Annotated in this window: 14 protein-coding genes; 10 read left to right on the top strand and 4 right to left on the bottom strand. The window is 42.0% G+C overall.

The annotated features are described in order from the left end of the window. Window positions 1-206 precede the first annotated feature (206 nt). From arcA to ACOXXR_RS06430, 5 genes are all read left to right on the top strand, one after another. Window positions 207-1,436 (top strand): arginine deiminase, encoded by a 1,230-nt coding sequence (gene arcA, locus ACOXXR_RS06450; RefSeq protein WP_009732527.1) that lies wholly within the window; start codon window positions 207-209, stop codon window positions 1,434-1,436. 95 nt (window positions 1,437-1,531) lie between these two features. Continuing rightward, the gene (gene argF, locus ACOXXR_RS06445) at window positions 1,532-2,548 is read left to right on the top strand and encodes an ornithine carbamoyltransferase (protein WP_445278303.1); all 1,017 of its coding nucleotides are present in this window, start codon (window positions 1,532-1,534) and stop codon (window positions 2,546-2,548) included. Between the two features lie 85 nt (window positions 2,549-2,633). After that, the gene (gene arcC, locus ACOXXR_RS06440; protein ID WP_048789627.1) at window positions 2,634-3,578 is read left to right on the top strand and encodes a carbamate kinase; all 945 of its coding nucleotides are present in this window, start codon (window positions 2,634-2,636) and stop codon (window positions 3,576-3,578) included. Window positions 3,579-3,783: 205 nt separating this feature from the next. Then, the gene (locus ACOXXR_RS06435; protein ID WP_006596655.1) at window positions 3,784-5,295 is read left to right on the top strand and encodes a YfcC family protein; all 1,512 of its coding nucleotides are present in this window, start codon (window positions 3,784-3,786) and stop codon (window positions 5,293-5,295) included. 17 nt (window positions 5,296-5,312) lie between these two features. Further along, window positions 5,313-6,653 carry a dipeptidase gene (locus ACOXXR_RS06430; protein WP_129822236.1) on the top strand — a complete coding sequence of 447 codons (1,341 nt, stop codon included), beginning with the start codon at window positions 5,313-5,315 and terminating at the stop codon, window positions 6,651-6,653. 197 nt (window positions 6,654-6,850) lie between these two features. Here ACOXXR_RS06430 and ACOXXR_RS06425 read toward each other — a convergent pair whose 3' ends face one another. Continuing rightward, window positions 6,851-7,321: an arginine repressor gene (locus ACOXXR_RS06425; RefSeq protein ID WP_154852392.1), complete on the bottom strand. Its 471-nt coding sequence runs from the start codon at window positions 7,319-7,321 to the stop codon at window positions 6,851-6,853. A 12-nt stretch (window positions 7,322-7,333) separates the two neighbouring features. Next, window positions 7,334-8,362: a tRNA preQ1(34) S-adenosylmethionine ribosyltransferase-isomerase QueA gene (gene queA, locus ACOXXR_RS06420; protein ID WP_154852395.1), complete on the bottom strand. Its 1,029-nt coding sequence runs from the start codon at window positions 8,360-8,362 to the stop codon at window positions 7,334-7,336. A 203-nt stretch (window positions 8,363-8,565) separates the two neighbouring features. Here queA and ACOXXR_RS06415 point away from each other — a divergent pair, with 203 nt between their 5' ends. The 4 genes from ACOXXR_RS06415 to ACOXXR_RS06400 all read left to right on the top strand — a co-directional run bounded on the left by ACOXXR_RS06415 (window position 8,566) and on the right by ACOXXR_RS06400 (window position 13,318). Beyond that, the gene (locus ACOXXR_RS06415; protein WP_445278302.1) at window positions 8,566-9,267 is read left to right on the top strand and encodes a glucosamine-6-phosphate deaminase; all 702 of its coding nucleotides are present in this window, start codon (window positions 8,566-8,568) and stop codon (window positions 9,265-9,267) included. A gap of 107 nt (window positions 9,268-9,374) precedes the next feature. Then, window positions 9,375-10,709, top strand: a complete 1,335-nt coding sequence (locus ACOXXR_RS06410; RefSeq protein WP_445278301.1) for a DUF1958 domain-containing protein — start codon at window positions 9,375-9,377, stop codon at window positions 10,707-10,709. Between the two features lie 72 nt (window positions 10,710-10,781). Further along, window positions 10,782-11,945 (top strand): MFS transporter, encoded by a 1,164-nt coding sequence (locus ACOXXR_RS06405; protein ID WP_023022707.1) that lies wholly within the window; start codon window positions 10,782-10,784, stop codon window positions 11,943-11,945. 83 nt (window positions 11,946-12,028) lie between these two features. Next, entirely contained in the window at window positions 12,029-13,318 is a 1,290-nt protein-coding gene (locus ACOXXR_RS06400; RefSeq protein ID WP_445278300.1) for a DUF1958 domain-containing protein, read from the top strand. A 492-nt stretch (window positions 13,319-13,810) separates the two neighbouring features. Here the strand turns inward: ACOXXR_RS06400 and ACOXXR_RS06395 are convergent, their stop codons facing one another. Continuing rightward, entirely contained in the window at window positions 13,811-14,185 is a 375-nt protein-coding gene (locus ACOXXR_RS06395; RefSeq protein ID WP_048715136.1) for an IS110 family transposase, read from the bottom strand. Between the two features lie 31 nt (window positions 14,186-14,216). After that, on the bottom strand, window positions 14,217-14,978 hold the full coding sequence (locus tag ACOXXR_RS06390; protein WP_445278299.1) for an IS110 family transposase: 762 nt from the start codon (window positions 14,976-14,978) through the stop codon (window positions 14,217-14,219). A 404-nt stretch (window positions 14,979-15,382) separates the two neighbouring features. Here ACOXXR_RS06390 and ACOXXR_RS06385 point away from each other — a divergent pair, with 404 nt between their 5' ends. Then, window positions 15,383-15,934 (top strand): hypothetical protein, encoded by a 552-nt coding sequence (locus ACOXXR_RS06385; protein WP_023026609.1) that lies wholly within the window; start codon window positions 15,383-15,385, stop codon window positions 15,932-15,934. Window positions 15,935-16,240 lie beyond the last annotated feature (306 nt).

Here is a 16,240-nt window from a genome sequence, read left to right as displayed (position 1 = left end):
ATTTACTCACAAAAAGAATATATTTAGCAAAATATCCAAAGAAAGCGGTTCATTTTTCATAAAACGAGGGTAATATTTAAAAAAGTGTCAAATTCTTGGCATTCGTAATGGAAGATTGGTTGTGAAAGCGGTACCAATTGGTGATAAAATGAAACATGTAAACGGGATTAGCTAAGCTAAACCGCAAGAAAAAAGGAGGACTATAGATGTCTACACACCCAATTCATGTTTTCTCAGAAATTGGAAAACTGAAAAAAGTTTGTTTGCACCGTCCAGGTAAAGAGTTAGAAAACTTGATGCCTGACTATCTTGAACGTCTTCTTTTTGATGATATTCCATTCTTGGAAGATGCTCAAAAAGAACACGACGCATTTGCTGAAGCACTTCGTAACGAAGGAATCGAAGTACTTTATCTTGAGCAGTTGGCTGCTGAATCATTGACTTCTCCAGAAATTCGTGATCAATTCATCGAAGAATACCTTGAAGAAGCAAACATTCGTGGACGCCAAACAAAAGTTGCGATCCGTGAATTGCTTCACAGCATTGAAGACAACCAAGAATTGGTTGAAAAAACAATGGCTGGGGTTCAAAAAGCTGAACTTCCAGAAATTCCTGAAGAAGCAAAAGGATTGACAGACCTTGTTGAATCTGACTATCCATTTGCAATCGACCCAATGCCAAACTTGTACTTCACACGTGACCCATTTGCTACAATTGGTAATGCAGTATCATTGAACCACATGTACGCAGATACACGTAACCGTGAAACTTTGTATGGTAAATACATCTTCAAATACCACCCAGTTTACGGTGGAAAAGTTGAACTTGTCTACAACCGTGAAGAAGATACTCGTATCGAAGGTGGAGATGAGTTGGTACTTTCTAAAGATGTATTGGCAGTTGGTATCTCACAACGTACAGATGCTGCATCAATCGAAAAATTGTTGGTAAACATCTTCAAGAAGAACGTTGGCTTCAAGAAAGTATTGGCCTTCGAATTTGCTAACAACCGTAAATTCATGCACTTGGATACAGTATTCACAATGGTGGACTACGATAAATTCACAATCCACCCTGAAATCCAAGGTAACCTTCGCGTCTTCTCTGTAACTTATGAAAACGAACAATTGAAGATCGTTGAAGAAAAAGGTGATTTGGCTGAATTGCTTGCTGAAAACCTTGGTGTTGAAAAAGTTACTTTGATTCCATGTGGAGATGGCAACATCGTTGCTGCTGCGCGTGAACAATGGAACGACGGATCAAATACTCTTACAATCGCACCTGGTGTGGTAGTTGTATACGACCGTAACACTGTTACCAACAAGAAATTAGAAGAATACGGACTTCGTTTGATCAAGATCCGCGGAAGTGAATTGGTTCGCGGTCGTGGTGGACCTCGTTGTATGTCAATGCCATTCGAACGTGAAGAAATCTAATCATCCTTCTACAGGTTAGACGGGCTCAGTGTCTAAACTGAGCCCTCTAAACTGATTGACAGGATCTTATCATGCATAATAAAAGGAGATAATTAATGACAACTTCAGTATTCCAAGGACGTAGCTTTTTAGCAGAAAAAGACTTTACACGTGCAGAGTTAGAATACCTTATCGGACTTTCAGCTCACTTGAAAGACCTTAAAAAACGCAACATTGAACACCGCTACCTATCTGGTAAAAACATTGCGCTTTTGTTTGAAAAAACTTCAACTCGTACTCGTGCAGCCTTCACTACTGCAGCCATCGACCTTGGTGCTCACCCAGAATACCTTGGTGCAAACGACATCCAACTTGGTAAAAAAGAATCTACAGAAGATACTGCAAAAGTTCTTGGACGTATGTTTGATGGTATTGAATTCCGTGGTTTCAGCCAACGTATGGTTGAAGAATTGGCTGAATTCTCAGGTGTTCCAGTATGGAATGGTTTGACTGACGAATGGCACCCAACTCAAATGCTTGCTGACTACTTGACTGTTCAAGAAAACTTTGGACGTTTGGAAGGTTTGACACTTGTATACTGTGGTGACGGACGTAACAACGTTGCAAACAGCCTTCTTGTAACAGGTGCTATCCTTGGTGTGAACGTACACATCTTCTCACCAAAAGAACTCTTCCCAGAACAAGAAATTGTTCAATTGGCAGAAGGATTCGCAAAAGAAAGTGGCGCTCATATCTTGATCACTGAAGATGCTGACGAAGCTGTGAAAGGTGCAGATGTACTTTACACTGACGTTTGGGTATCTATGGGTGAAGAAGACAAATTTGCAGAACGCGTTGCCCTTTTGAAACCTTACCAAGTGAACATGGAATTGGTTAAGAAAGCTGATAACGAAGACTTGATCTTCTTGCACTGCTTGCCAGCTTTCCACGACACAAACACTGTTTATGGTAAAGATGTTGCTGAAAAATTCGGCGTAAAAGAAATGGAAGTTACTGACGAAGTGTTCCGCAGCAAATATGCTCGTCACTTTGACCAAGCTGAAAACCGTATGCACACAATCAAAGCGGTTATGGCAGCTACTCTTGGTAACTTGTACATTCCAAAAGTTTAAGACTTTATAACCGTATACCAACAGCTATAGGGGCTGGACTGCTAGCTTTAGTCCTGCCCCTATTTTTTATAGAAAGGGAAAACCTATGTCAAGAAAAATCGTCGTTGCTTTGGGAGGAAACGCCATCCTTTCATCTGATCCTTCTGCAAAAGCTCAACAAGAAGCACTTGTAGAAACAGCAAAACACTTAGTAAAATTAATCAAAAATGGGGATGACTTGATCATCACTCACGGAAATGGTCCTCAAGTAGGAAACCTCTTGCTCCAACACTTGGCTGCAGATTCTGAAAAGAACCCAGCTTTCCCATTGGATTCATTAGTTGCTATGACCGAAGGAAGCATTGGCTACTGGCTTCAAAATGCTCTTCAAAATGCTCTTCTTGAAGAAGGAATTGAAAAAGATGTGGCTTCAGTTGTGACACAAGTCGTTGTGGATAAGAACGACCCAGCCTTTGTCAACCTCAGCAAACCAATCGGTCCATTCTACTCAGAAGAAGAAGCAAAAGCAGAAGCTGAAAAATCAGGAGCAACCTTCAAAGAAGATGCTGGTCGTGGCTGGCGTAAAGTTGTTGCTTCACCAAAACCAGTGGATATCAAAGAAATCAATACCATCCGTACCTTGTTGAACGACGGACAAGTCGTTGTTGCTGCTGGTGGTGGCGGTATCCCAGTTGTGAAAGAAGCAAATGGTAGCTTGACTGGTGTTGAAGCTGTTATCGATAAAGACTTTGCATCTCAACGTTTGGCTGAATTAGTAGAAGCAGACCTCTTCATCGTTTTGACAGGTGTGGACTATGTTTTTGTGAACTATAACAAACCAGACCAAGAAAAATTGGAACATGTCAATGTCGCTCAATTGGAAGAGTACATCAAACAAGATCAATTTGCACCAGGAAGCATGCTTCCTAAAGTAGAAGCTGCCATCGCCTTTGTAAACGGTCGTCCAGAAGGAAAAGCAGTCATCACTTCACTTGAAAACCTTGGCGCTTTGATTGAGTCTGAAAGTGGAACGATTATCGTAAAAGACTAATTCATATACATGAGTGAGGGGAGTGAACCCCATATTTACAGGAGTTTGTAGAAAGTGCCTCCCCTCGTTTTTTTCTAAAAAAGATTAGGAAAAACTAGTTTTTTAATCTTAAATATGATAAAATAAACATATAGGTAAGCGCTTTCTAAAAGTTTAACCTTTTGAAAGACTCACTCAAACTTTGTTGCGTTAGGAGGATAAACAAATGAGTGAAAAAGCGAAAAAAGGGTTTAAGATGCCTTCATCTTACACCGTATTGTTAATCATCATTGCCATTATGGCAGTGTTAACTTGGATTATTCCAGCTGGTCAATACAAAGTTGACGATGGTGGTGCCATCATCGCAGGTAGTTATGAAGCTGTGAAACAAAATCCTCAAGGGATTTGGGACGTCTTGATGGCCCCAATCAATGCCATGCTTGGTAAAGCACCAACCAGTGCAGCCATTGACGTAGCCTTCTTTATCTTGATGGTCGGTGGTTTCCTTGGTGTTGTGAACGAAACAGGTACCCTTGATGTAGGGATTGCTTCTATCGTTCGTAAATACAAAGGCCGCGAAAAAATGTTGATCTTGATCTTAATGCCATTGTTTGCCCTTGGTGGGACAACTTATGGTATGGGTGAGGAAACCATGGCCTTCTATCCACTTCTTGTACCTGTTATGATGTCTGTTGGTTTTGACAGCTTGACAGGGGTAGCCATTATCTTGCTTGGTTCACAGATTGGATGTTTGGCATCTACCTTGAACCCATTTGCGACAGTTATCGCATCTGATACTGCAGGTATCTCAAGTGCTTCAGGTCTCTTGCTTCGTTTAATCTTCTGGATTGTCATGACAGCCCTTAGCACCTACTATGTATACCGTTACGCTGATAAAATTCAAAAAGACCCAACCAAATCTCTCACCTATGCTACTCGTGAAGAAGATTTGAAACACTTCAACGTTGATAGTGGCGAAGAAATTCCTTCACAAATGAACAAGAAACAAAAACGTGTCTTGCTCGTCTTCATTTCAACATTCGTTATCATGGTTGCTGGATTTATCCCATTCAAAGATTTGGGTATTACATTCTTTGACAGCTTTAACGAGTCTCTCCATAAAGTTCCTTACCTTGGTCAATTGATCGGTAACACAGATGCTCTTGGTACTTGGTACTTCCCTCAAACAGCTATGCTCTTTGCCTTTATGGGAATCCTTGTTGGTATCATTTATGGCTTGAAAGAAGAACAAATCATTTCATCCTTCATGAATGGTGCAGCTGACCTCTTGAGTGTTGCTATTATCGTAGCAGTAGCACGTGGTATCCAAGTCATCATGAACGACGGTATGATCACTGCAACAATTCTTCACTGGGGTGAAGAAGGACTTAAAGGTCTTTCATCTCAATTGTTCATTGTCTTGACTTACATTTTCTACTTGCCAATGTCATTCTTGATTCCATCATCATCTGGTCTTGCCAGCGCGACAATGGGTATCATGGCACCTCTTGGTAAATTCGTCAATGTACCAGCTAGCTTGATTGTTACAGCTTACCAATCTGCATCTGGTGTCTTGAACTTGATCGCACCAACTTCAGGTATCGTAATGGGAGCTCTTGCTCTTGGACGTGTTGAATTGAGTGCATGGTGGAAATTCATGGGTAAATTGGTCGTAGCGATTGTAGTGATTACCATTGCCCTTCTTCTACTAGGAACTGTGGTTCCATTCTTACAATAGAATAAAGTAGGTGTTTCATGAAAAATAGAATAAAGGACGATGTAAAAGAGCAGTTTTTAACCTCTCTTCAAACCATCATTTCTTATCCTTCGGTTTTAAACGAAGGCGAAAATGGAACACCGTTTGGACAAGCTATCCAAGATGTCCTTGAGAAAACGTTAGAAATTGCTCAAGAAATGGGCTTTCAAACCTATCTAGATCCTGAAGGATACTATGGATATGCAGAGATCGGTCAGGGGGAAGAACTCCTGGCCGTTCTTTGTCACTTGGATGTTGTTCCAGCCGGTGATTTAGAAGATTGGCAGACGCCACCTTTTGAGGCGACTCTGAAAGATGGATGGTTGATTGGACGTGGAGTGCAAGATGATAAGGGACCATCGCTTGCGGCGCTTTACGCAGTTAAGAGTCTGCTTGACCAAGGAGTTGTCTTTACCAAACGGATCCGCTTTATATTTGGTACGGACGAGGAAACTCTCTGGCGCTGTATGAACCGCTACAATCAGATAGAAGAAAAAGCAGATCTTGGATTTGCTCCAGATTCGTCCTTCCCATTAACCTATGCTGAAAAAGGCTTGCTTCAAGTGAAGCTCCATGGACCAGGATGGGAGGATCGTCCCTTACAAGCTGGTCGTGCCCTCAATGTGGTGCCAGATAAGGCAACTTATAAGGGTGACCGCTTAGAGGAACTCTTACCAGTCATCGAGCAAAGTGGTGTGAAGTATTCAGAAGAAGCAGGAGCAGTAACCGTTCTTGGTCTATCTAAACACTCCAAGGATTCGGCTGAGGGTGTCAATGCCATTGTAGGCTTAGCTGAAAGTCTTTCCTTGATCCAGCCTCATCCAGCCCTTCTCTTTATCGCAGATGCCGTTGGGGAAGATGCGACAGGAGCAGCTCTCTTTGATGAAATCAAAGATGAACCAAGTGGTGCTCTTTCCTTCAATATTGCAACCCTCTCCATTGATGAACAGCAATCTGAAATCGGGATTGATATTCGGATCCCTGTCTTAGCGGATAAGGAGGCCTTGGTAAAACGTTTAAGTGAGGTGGCAGCTAGCTATCAACTTCAGTATGAAGAGTTTGATTATGTAGCTCCACTATACGTCCCACTAGACAGTCCATTGGTGAGTACTCTGATGGCGGTCTACCAAGAGGAAACGGGGGATCAGACCCCAGCTATGTCCTCAGGGGGAGCGACCTTTGCGCGAACCATGGAAAATTGTGTGGCTTATGGGGCCCTCTTCCCTGATGCTCTCCAAACAGAGCACCAGGCGAATGAACGAGCTAAACTGGATGATTTATATCGTGCAATGGAAATCTATGCAGAGACCATTCGACGATTAGCAGCCAAGGAAGCCTGATAGAGATTAGAAAAAAGAGGCTGGGACAAAAGTCCTAGCCTCTCAATTATTTTTGGATTGTTGAGCAAGACGCAGTGGTTGAGTGGGCTTTACTACGCTGATTTCATCAGCTTTTACAGCCCTACTCAACTGTGCGGAGGTGGGACGACGAAATCGAATTCTAACGAATTACCGATTTCTGTCCCACTCTCTTTCTTTTATTTGCTAAAGAAGAAGGGAGGGGTGAATTCTTTCAATTTTTCAAAGCAGTCCAAGGCCCCCTGATTGTCTTCACAAATGATGAGGCAGACGTCATCCCCGCAGACGGTTGCGACAATTTGCGACAATTCAAGGGCATCTAAGATGGCTCCGAAGGACTGGGCCAAACCAGGTAGGGTTTTGACGACTACTTGGTTTTGGACGGGACGAAGCATGACGAGGGCATCCTCCATATAAAAACGCAGTCGGTTTTCCCAGCGAGATGGGGCAATGCTATTGATGGCATAGTAAGAGGTATCCCCTTCGTTAATTTTTACTAGATTCAAGGATTTGACATCTCTTGATAGAGTTGACTGGGTCACGATGATGCCGTTAGCTTCCAGGCTGTCCTGCAATTCCTGTTGGGTTCGAATTTTCTTTTCTGAAATAATGGACCGGATCAGGCGGTGGCGACTTTCAATCTTATTCATAAGGGGCTCTCCTTATTTGATAAACATAGCATCTCCAAAGCTGAAGAAACGGTAGCCTTGGTCGATAGCGTGCTGATAAGCATCCAGAGTGAGTTCTCGACCTGCGAAGGCAGAAACGAGCATGACTAGGGTTGATTTTGGTAGGTGGAAGTTGGTTGAAAAGGCGTCGACAACCTGCCACTGATAGCCTGGTTTGATAAAGATATTGGTCCAACCAGAGTCGGCTTGTAACTCCCCATTAAACTTGTTCCCAATTGTTTCTAAGGTTCGGATAGAAGTGGTTCCAACGGCTACGATGCGGTGACCGCTCGCTTTAACTTGCTGAAGGGTTTGGGCAGCCTCTTCAGAGAGTTGATAAAACTCGGAATGCATCTCATGTTGGTCGAGATCGTCGACAGATACTGGACGGAAGGTACCAAGTCCGACATGGAGGGTTAGATAAACCAAGTGAACCCCTTTGTCTTCAATTTTTTGTAAGAGCTCGGGTGTGAAATGGAGGCCAGCAGTAGGAGCAGCGGCGGATCCATTTTCTTTGGCATAGACCGTCTGGTAACGTTCCTGATCTTCTAATTTTTCATGGATGTAAGGTGGTAGGGGCATTTCCCCTAGACTTTCCAAGACTTCAAGGAAAATCCCTTGGTAAGAAAACTCTACGATACATCCTCCGTGTTCCAGCTTTTTGATCAGAGTTGCTTGGAGACGTCCATCACCAAAGCTGACGACCCCTCCCTCTTTGAGACGTTTGGCAGGTTTGGCAAGAACCTCCCATTGATCGCCCTCGATATTTTTTAAGAGGAGAAGCTCCACATGACCTCCTGTATCCGGTTTGACCCCATGGAGACGAGCTGGAAGGACACGGGTATTGTTCATCACCAAAGCATCCCCTGGTTCTAATTCATTGATAATGGCGTCAAAATGTTGATCTTCCATCTGACCTGTTTGACGATTGAGGATCAGTAGTTTTGAGGCATCGCGCTTTTCTAGAGGAGTTTGCGCAATTAACTCCTCGGGGAGGTGGAAATCAAAGTCGTTTGTATTCATGGTCTCTCCTTGTTTCTAAATTCTTCTATTTCTTACATTTAACCTTCCCCATTATATCATGAAATAAGAGTGAAAAAAAGGAAATCACTAGGCGAATTTTAAAGGGATGAAGGTAAAAAATCCTTCTTTCGTATGAAGAAAGCGCTTGACAAAAATTGGTCTATACCATATAATGAGTATAAGAAATAAGCGGAGGTTTAATCATGAAAGTTATTGAAGTAGCCAATCAAATTGAAGGAGGGCAGGTTGCTTTTGGCCTGTTAAAAGAAAAGTTAGAACAAGGTGCGAAAACGCTGGGGCTTGCGACTGGAAGTAGTCCACTTGAATTTTATAAATTGATTCGAGAAAGTAACTTGGATTTCTCAGACATGGTCAGTGTCAACTTGGATGAGTATGTCGGTTTGACGGGAGAAGATCCTCAATCTTATCGTTACTTTATGCAGGAAAATTTATTCAATGAGAAACCGTTTAAAGTCAGCTATCTTCCGAAAGGAAATGAAGATACTGCAGAAGAAGAAACAGCTCATTACAATGAAATTTTGGCCCAAAACCCAGTAGATCTGCAAATTCTAGGAATTGGTCGCAACGGCCACATTGGTTTTAACGAACCAGGCACCCCGTTTGACAGCCAAACGCATTTGGTCCATTTGGATCAATCAACGATTGAAGCCAACGCTCGCTTCTTTGAAAAAATTGAAGATGTGCCAACTCAAGCCATCTCCATGGGGATCGCGAACATTCTCGCTGCCAAGTCTATCATTCTCTTTGCCTATGGAGAATCAAAAGCAGAAGCGATTGCAGGAATGGTCAATGGTCCAAAAACAGAGAGTTTACCAGCGAGTGCCCTTCAAGGTCATCCAGATGTCGTGATTATTGCAGACCAAGCAGCCTTGAGCCTACTGTAACCAGTTGAAAAAGAGAGACCTATCTGAAATATCCTGAAAGATAGGTTTTTTTATAGATTGAAGTATGGTACAATAAGATAAAATTCTATATTTGAGGAAAATATATTTTGAAAAAGAAGTTGCTCGTTTTAGGAATCATCGTCTTATCTCTGTTCCGACCTTTGTCGATCGTGGCTGATGAGTTAGTGGATATGGCGCAAAAAATGTATCCCAATGATCATGTGCAGGCCTATAACCGACCAAGGTCTTCCCTCGTTATCGACGCGAATACCGGGGATGTTTTATGGAAAGACAATATTGATGAAGTGCGGGATCCTGCAAGTATGAGTAAGCTCATGACGTTGTATCTGCTTTTCGAATCCATGAAAGAGGGGAAGATTACCAAAGATACGGTTGTCACTGCAACAGCTGCGGATCAATCCATGTCAAAAATCTATGAGATTTCCAACAATAACATCGTTGCAGGCGTAGACTATACGGTCTCTGAATTGATTACCATGACCGCGGTTCCATCCTCCAATGTGGCCACGATTATGTTGGCCAATCTCCTTTCTAACCACGATGCGGATGCCTTTATTCAGCGGATGAATGAAAAGTCCAAGGAGTTGGGGATGACCAATACCATTTGGAACAATCCTAGTGGTGCGGCCATTTCAACCTTCCGAGGTTTATATACCAGTTATAACTATCCAAATGATGTTGCTAACCAGACAACCGCAAGAGATTTGGCGATTCTCGTCTATCATTTCGTGAAAGAATATCCTGAGATCCTTAGCTATACCAATCAGGCTAAGGTGACTGTCAAACAAGGAACTCCTTATGAGGAGACCTTTGATACCTATAACTATTCCTTGCCAGGAGCTAGATATGCTCTTGAAGGAGTAGATGGTCTGAAGACAGGCTCGAGTCCTCGCGGTGCCTTCAACTATATCGCAACTGCTAAACGAGGAGAACAACGAATTATCTCCGTAGTCATGGGAGTTGGTGATTGGTCTGACCAGGATGGCGAATACTATCGACATCCATTTGGCAATGCCTTGATCGAAAAAGCTTTTGCAGATTATCGTTATAAGAAGTTATTGGATAAGGGTGTTCAGACGATTGATGGAAAGACCTACACACTGGATCAACCTTTCTATGCCACGGTCAAAAAAGGAGAAGAGAATCCAAAACTCGTTGTCAAAAATGGACTGGTAGAGGCGGATTCAGGCTTGATGACCCTATCAGAAAAGATTTCTGATGGACTTCCAGTCAAAGAAGGAGCCGTGAATCAATCGGATACCCAAAGTACTACGGCTTCAACTACAGGGAAATCCTTCCATTTTCCTCTTGAAAGCCTGATCATTCTGATTCCAATTTTCATTCTTGCTATGATTCTGTATTTAGAAAAAGCCCGTCGTAAAGAACGTGCGCTCAAGGCTCAGGATCGATACAAAAAATAAATAATCAAAACTCAACTGAAATCCAGTTGGGTTTTGTCATTGCCTCTTATATTTAAATTTGAAAGGAAACTAATGAAAGCATTTCGAAATTCCTATTCTGCTTATTTATTTTTATATAGTTTTTACTTCATGTCGACTGCTCTCTTTACGACTCTAATCTCTGTCTATCTTATCGGCCAGCAGTATTCAGCCAGTCAAGTCTCTCATTTGGTATCAATGGCCTTTTTCCTATCCATGCTTACCCAGCCCTTATTTGGTTATATCAATGAACGATTTGGTATTGTTAAAATCACCACTTTGAGCTTAGGAGTCCTCATGGCAGGAGTGGCTGGCTTCATCTGGGCCCCTAACTACTTTTGGTTGACAATTTTTTATGGCTTAGTTTTGCTGTGTCTAAATGGGACGGCTCCCATGATGGAGGTTTTCGCTACCCAGAGTTCCTATGCTTTTGGAAAAATCCGCGTTTGGGGGACACTAGGGTATGCGGCTGGAGCGCAACTAGCTGGTTGGCTCTATGCTCATCTTAGCCCCCAGTCTGTATACTATTGTGTTTTGGTAACTATCCTTCTTAGTTTCCTCACTTTAGGAGCTATTCGTATCGACAAGACCAGTCGGGTACAGAAAGAAGCTGTATCGATCCGTCCTTTGCTCCACAATGGTCCCTATCTCTTTTTCCTACTACTGATGGGGCTTGTGTCGGGCGTGGGTAATATTGGCCATACCTATATTCCAGCTCTCTTGATGGATAGTGGGCTCCCTGTTCAGATAGCGTCTACGGTTGTGGCCCTATCTGTCGTTGTAGAAGCGCCCCTCATCTTTTTCTCGGACCGTTTTATGGACCATTGGCCCTTGCGTCTCCTGATTTTGCTTCCTGTGGGGATTCTCTTGCTTCAGTATCTCATCTATGCTCTTCCGAGTCCGGTCTTCTTAAAAGTGCTGGTCACCCTCTTGGCTAAGCATACGACAGGGATGGTCTTGATCATGGTCTCCTTGCGTTTTATCTCCCAACAGGTGGATAAAAAAGATCTAGTATTAGCCATGGCTCTTGTGCAAGGAGTCCGCTATCTTGGTACCATTCTCTTGCAACCGCTAGCAGCTTTCTTTGTGGATCACGGAGGATTTTCAATGATGAGTTACTTCTTGGTGGCTGTCCTGGTCCTCGTCCTTCTACTAAGTCTCTTTTTAAAGATGCCAAAAGGAAAATCTCCAGGTCTCTTTGGGAACACGAAGGAGTAAAAAGTTTAGGAAATAGAGTTTGTGAATAGAAGGACTTATGCTATAATGGAGAACGATGATGTTTATGAAAGAAATGAGAGAGAATGAAGTTTAAACGTGCCTTATTTGCGACACTTTCCCTTGCTTGCCTGTCTTTCCCAATGCTAGCAAAGGCGGATGATCTTTATCAACAAGAAGATATCATGTCGATCACAGAAAAATCAGGGACTTCGGTGGATGAATTTTTCCGTCCCAAGGCTGATATTGTCGTTGATGCTCATACAGGAGCTATTCTTTACGGAGATAATATTGATGCTCCTCGTGACTCCGGTAGTATGGCTAAATTGATGTCCGTCTACGTGCTTCTGAGAGCTATTAAAGAAGGGCAGCTGGATTATGATACCCTGATTACAGCGACGGATACGGATGTGATCATTTCTCAAAATCAGAAGTTGAGCAATAGTCCCATTGTGGCGGGTGCTAAATACAAGGTATCAACCCTCCTAAATATGATTTTTGTTCCTTCTTCAAGTGCTGCTACCATCATGATTGCCAATAAGGTGTCTGGAGGAGATCCGGATAAATTCTTGGATTTGATGAACCAGCGGGCTCAGGAAATTGGAATGACCAATACCAAGTGGAACAATCCTAATGGTGCCCCAACTGCAGTCTTGGATGGCTACTATAATCCGACACGCTATGATCAAAATGCCATTAACCAAACAACAGCGAGAGATATGGCTATTTTGGCCTATCACATGGTCAATGAGTTCCCTGAAATCCTCAACTACACCAAAAATGCCAAGATTACCCTCTTCAAAGGTACAGATTATGAAGAAACGCATGAGAATTATAATTATTCCTTAGAAGGTGGAAGGTATTCTCTTAAGGGAGCGGATGGTCTGAAAACAGGCTCTAGTCCGACCGCAGATTATAATTACACCTTGACGGTTAACCGTGGGAACCAGCGATTTGTTCAAGTCATTATGGGAGTTGGCCATTACGATGTGGAGATTGCAGAGAGCCTGCGCCACGTCATTGGAAATGCCCTGATTGAAAGACTCTATCAGGATTATGAGTACAAAGAGGTGCTGCCTGCAGGGGATCACACGATTCAGGGGCAAACCTATCACTTAGACAAACCCTTCTATGCTACAGTGAAAAGAGGGACCAATCCAGAGATTAGTGTTCAAAATGGACAACTACAAATCGCAAATGGCTTGCAAACGGTATCTCCGTCCATTCAGCAAACGCAGGCTGTAAGCGCAGTAGAAGCGCCCCACCAGAAGACCACGAGTAGTCGTCAAAAAGGCTGGGATCCAATGTGGCTCTGTTGCTTCCTTCCCTTTATTTTCTTAAGAGTTTTCTTTAACATCAGATATAAGAGAAAATAAAAAGATTTCCAGATTTGGAAATCTTAAATTAAAGAAATAGTATTCCTAGAAACTTTCCTTAGGTGAGTACGGACGTCAGCGAACTTCGAAGAAGTTCCATGACTTAGTTAAGATACAAAGGGCGTCTGCGGATAAAGTCAAAATAGGAAGTTTGACGCAGAATCTTTTGATTCTAGGAGAACTTATCTTTTTGACACAATCCGCAGCCCGTGTTCAATTAGTTTTGGATCTAAGGCTCCAAAACTCCCGAGTGCTAGAAACAAGAGTGTTTCTAGCACTTTTCTCACAGCGGAAAGTTTTTGTCCTTCTTAAATGCCTAAAAAATATAAGTCATTCTTTGATAATCATCCGACTATCTTAAGTAAAAAATAGTTTCTCTACATTCGAAGATTTCCAAATACGGAAATCTTTTTATTTGAAAAAAAGCAGTAAAAAAGCGCAAAAAATCACTTCCTGTGCTATACTGTAATTGAAAATTTTTTAATTTAAGCGTTAGAACTGTTTCCCCAGTCCTAGCGCCTTTTCTTTTTGATAAGTTTGCTTGGTGGAGAGTAGTTTGTAAATGATTCTAAGAATCTTATGAGCACAAGCAACGACGGCTTTCATCTTGCTTCCTCTTTGGGAAATTCGATTGTAAAAAGAAGAAAAAGCTGGATCCTTAGAATGTGCTGCAATTAATCCCGACATGGTCAAAGCCTGTTTGATATATCGATTTCCTTGCGTGATATGTGAGGATTTTTTAATGCCAGCACTTTCATAAGACCCTGGGCAGAGTCCAGCCCATGATGCTAAATGTGCATCGGATGGAAAGGCTGTAATAGTTGGTCCAATCTCAGCTAGAATAGTGGCAGCACAGTTTTCATTCACACCAGGAATGGTTTGAAGTATCCTATTTTCCTCAGGGGAACTCCTTTTCGATGTAGTGTTGAATCTCATCGGTCAGTTTTTCAATGAGTTCCTGATACATCTGATATTCCTCTAAGCTCTGGTCTAAGAGGAAGCGGTCTTCTAGTGACAACTTACCTTCCATCGCTTCAACGAGTTTCTCTGGACTTGCTTTCACTCGCTTCTGTATACAGAGGATAACAGATTCTACATCAATTGTTTCTCCGTTAATGAATAATTTTAAAAGTGCATGCCCCGTCTTAGAAAAAATATCAGAAAGACAACTGGTTAGCTTGATATTGGCTCGTTGTAAGAGATTGTGAATTTCATTTTTGACTTGAGTTTGACGTTGTTTATAAGAACGCAATCGACGAGTTAATAAACGAAGCTGTACCACTTCAGGGGCAGGGATATAGGAAGGTTCAATTAGTCCACAACGGCCGAGTTGAGCAATCCATTCAGCGTCCTTCACGTCTGTCTTACGACCAGGTACATTCTTGATATGTTGAGGATTGGCAAGTACTAAGACGAGATCAGAATCTGAAAATATATTAAAGAGCGGGAGCCAATATTGCCCAGTACTTTCAAAAAAGACATGTGTTACATGGTTTTCTACCATCCAAGCTAAGGCATTTTGAAGAGCTACAGTAGTTGTCCCAAATTTTTTCTGAATTTTCTTTGGCTTATTGGTATCTAGTGGACCATCTAGAATACAACAAACGATAGACTTTTGATGGACATCAATTCCACAACAAGTTTCAATCATGACTTCCATTATAAAAACCTCCTGTTAACTATTTGAACAATAGAACAAGAGGCTACTAGTAATTTTATTTTCATGCTCATGGCATATTCGAGTTATCTCATGACTCTTGTTCATCCAGTTTTTTGTACAGACTAGGAAAAGCCCTATTAAAGACCACGGATTTGTATTGTTCACCTTCATTATAAGCCGAACTTTCTTTTCTGTCATGAGTTAGCAGGCTAAGCCTGCTTAGAGTTTTTTGTAGTGAACAAAAGGAACCGCTGCTTCCTGGGAGGAGAGAAGCAGTGCTAGAGCAGTTGTTCTCCTACATTTTCGGATTTGATTTCACAATCTATCATCAGTTAGTGATTGATTTGACTGTCAAATTATTCGATGATACAATGGTCTCGAATCAATATTAAAGGAGTAATCGAATGAAAAAATTGATTTTATCTACTACAGCCTTGTTGGCAGCTGCTTCGCTTGCAGCTTGTTCAGGTAAGCAAGAAGTAAAAACCGAAGCTTCTTCATCTACTGAGAAGACAGAAAAGGTAACAAGCAAGTCTTCTAGCTCATCTAAGGCAGAAAAGACTTCTTCTAATACTAGCTCTCAAACAACTAGTGATATATTCCCATCAGATGAAGAGCTTGAGAAGTTAAAAACAGTTGGTGATTTTAAAAAGTGTTTCGCAAAAATCTTGGATGAATCCAATCGCCTGATGACTGAATCAATGGAATCTCTTCCTGAAAGTGCCAAAGAGACATTTGCTCAAACGGCAGATTCTCTTAAGGAGACTCTTGCAAAATCTAAGGAAGCATTTAACAAAGCGGTTGAGCGTTATGGGGATGATAATGCGGAAGTTCCAAAAGAGTTTCGTGAAACCTTTATTGAACAGTTGAAGGATGCTCGCGACTCTGCCAAAGATTCATCAGAGTCACCAGTGGACCATGATTCAGACGATGAAGACAGCGATTCAGATGAATAAATAGATGGCTAGCATTGGACTTTTTGGTTAAAAGCCAAAAGGAGGAGACGAGTGGAGGGATTTTCTACTTGCAAGAATCTCCCTCTTCCCTTAGGGTATCCTCTCTTATACCTCATGTTGGAGAAGTTGTAGAGATAGAAGAACTTGTCCACGTGATGCCGATATTTTCTAGGATTTCGACAGTGAATCAACCTTTAAGTATCTGGAGATAAGGGAGAGGTGCGCCTCATCCAAATAAATCGATAGACCGGAGATCAACTGATCTCTGGTCTTTTTTAGAAAGTCTCAGGGAGGATGCATGAATTG

The organism is Streptococcus sp. KHUD_013 (genome assembly GCF_052588545.1).
The sequence above is the reverse complement of the archived record's forward strand: the minus strand, read 5'-3'. Positions and strand labels throughout refer to the sequence as shown.

What these genes read in the sequence shown, in the direction of transcription:
- arcA (WP_009732527.1), top strand. Translation starts at nt 207, where the DNA reads ATGTCTACACACCCAATTCATGTTTTCTCAGAAATTGGAAAACTGAAA.
- argF (WP_445278303.1), top strand. Translation starts at nt 1,532, where the DNA reads ATGACAACTTCAGTATTCCAAGGACGTAGCTTTTTAGCAGAAAAAGAC.
- arcC (WP_048789627.1), top strand. Translation starts at nt 2,634, where the DNA reads ATGTCAAGAAAAATCGTCGTTGCTTTGGGAGGAAACGCCATCCTTTCA.
- ACOXXR_RS06435 (WP_006596655.1), top strand. Translation starts at nt 3,784, where the DNA reads ATGAGTGAAAAAGCGAAAAAAGGGTTTAAGATGCCTTCATCTTACACC.
- ACOXXR_RS06430 (WP_129822236.1), top strand. Translation starts at nt 5,313, where the DNA reads ATGAAAAATAGAATAAAGGACGATGTAAAAGAGCAGTTTTTAACCTCT.
- ACOXXR_RS06425 (WP_154852392.1), bottom strand. Translation starts at nt 7,321, where the DNA reads ATGAATAAGATTGAAAGTCGCCACCGCCTGATCCGGTCCATTATTTCA.
- queA (WP_154852395.1), bottom strand. Translation starts at nt 8,362, where the DNA reads ATGAATACAAACGACTTTGATTTCCACCTCCCCGAGGAGTTAATTGCG.
- ACOXXR_RS06415 (WP_445278302.1), top strand. Translation starts at nt 8,566, where the DNA reads ATGAAAGTTATTGAAGTAGCCAATCAAATTGAAGGAGGGCAGGTTGCT.
- ACOXXR_RS06405 (WP_023022707.1), top strand. Translation starts at nt 10,782, where the DNA reads ATGAAAGCATTTCGAAATTCCTATTCTGCTTATTTATTTTTATATAGT.
- ACOXXR_RS06400 (WP_445278300.1), top strand. Translation starts at nt 12,029, where the DNA reads ATGAAGTTTAAACGTGCCTTATTTGCGACACTTTCCCTTGCTTGCCTG.
- ACOXXR_RS06390 (WP_445278299.1), bottom strand. Translation starts at nt 14,978, where the DNA reads ATGGAAGTCATGATTGAAACTTGTTGTGGAATTGATGTCCATCAAAAG.
- ACOXXR_RS06385 (WP_023026609.1), top strand. Translation starts at nt 15,383, where the DNA reads ATGAAAAAATTGATTTTATCTACTACAGCCTTGTTGGCAGCTGCTTCG.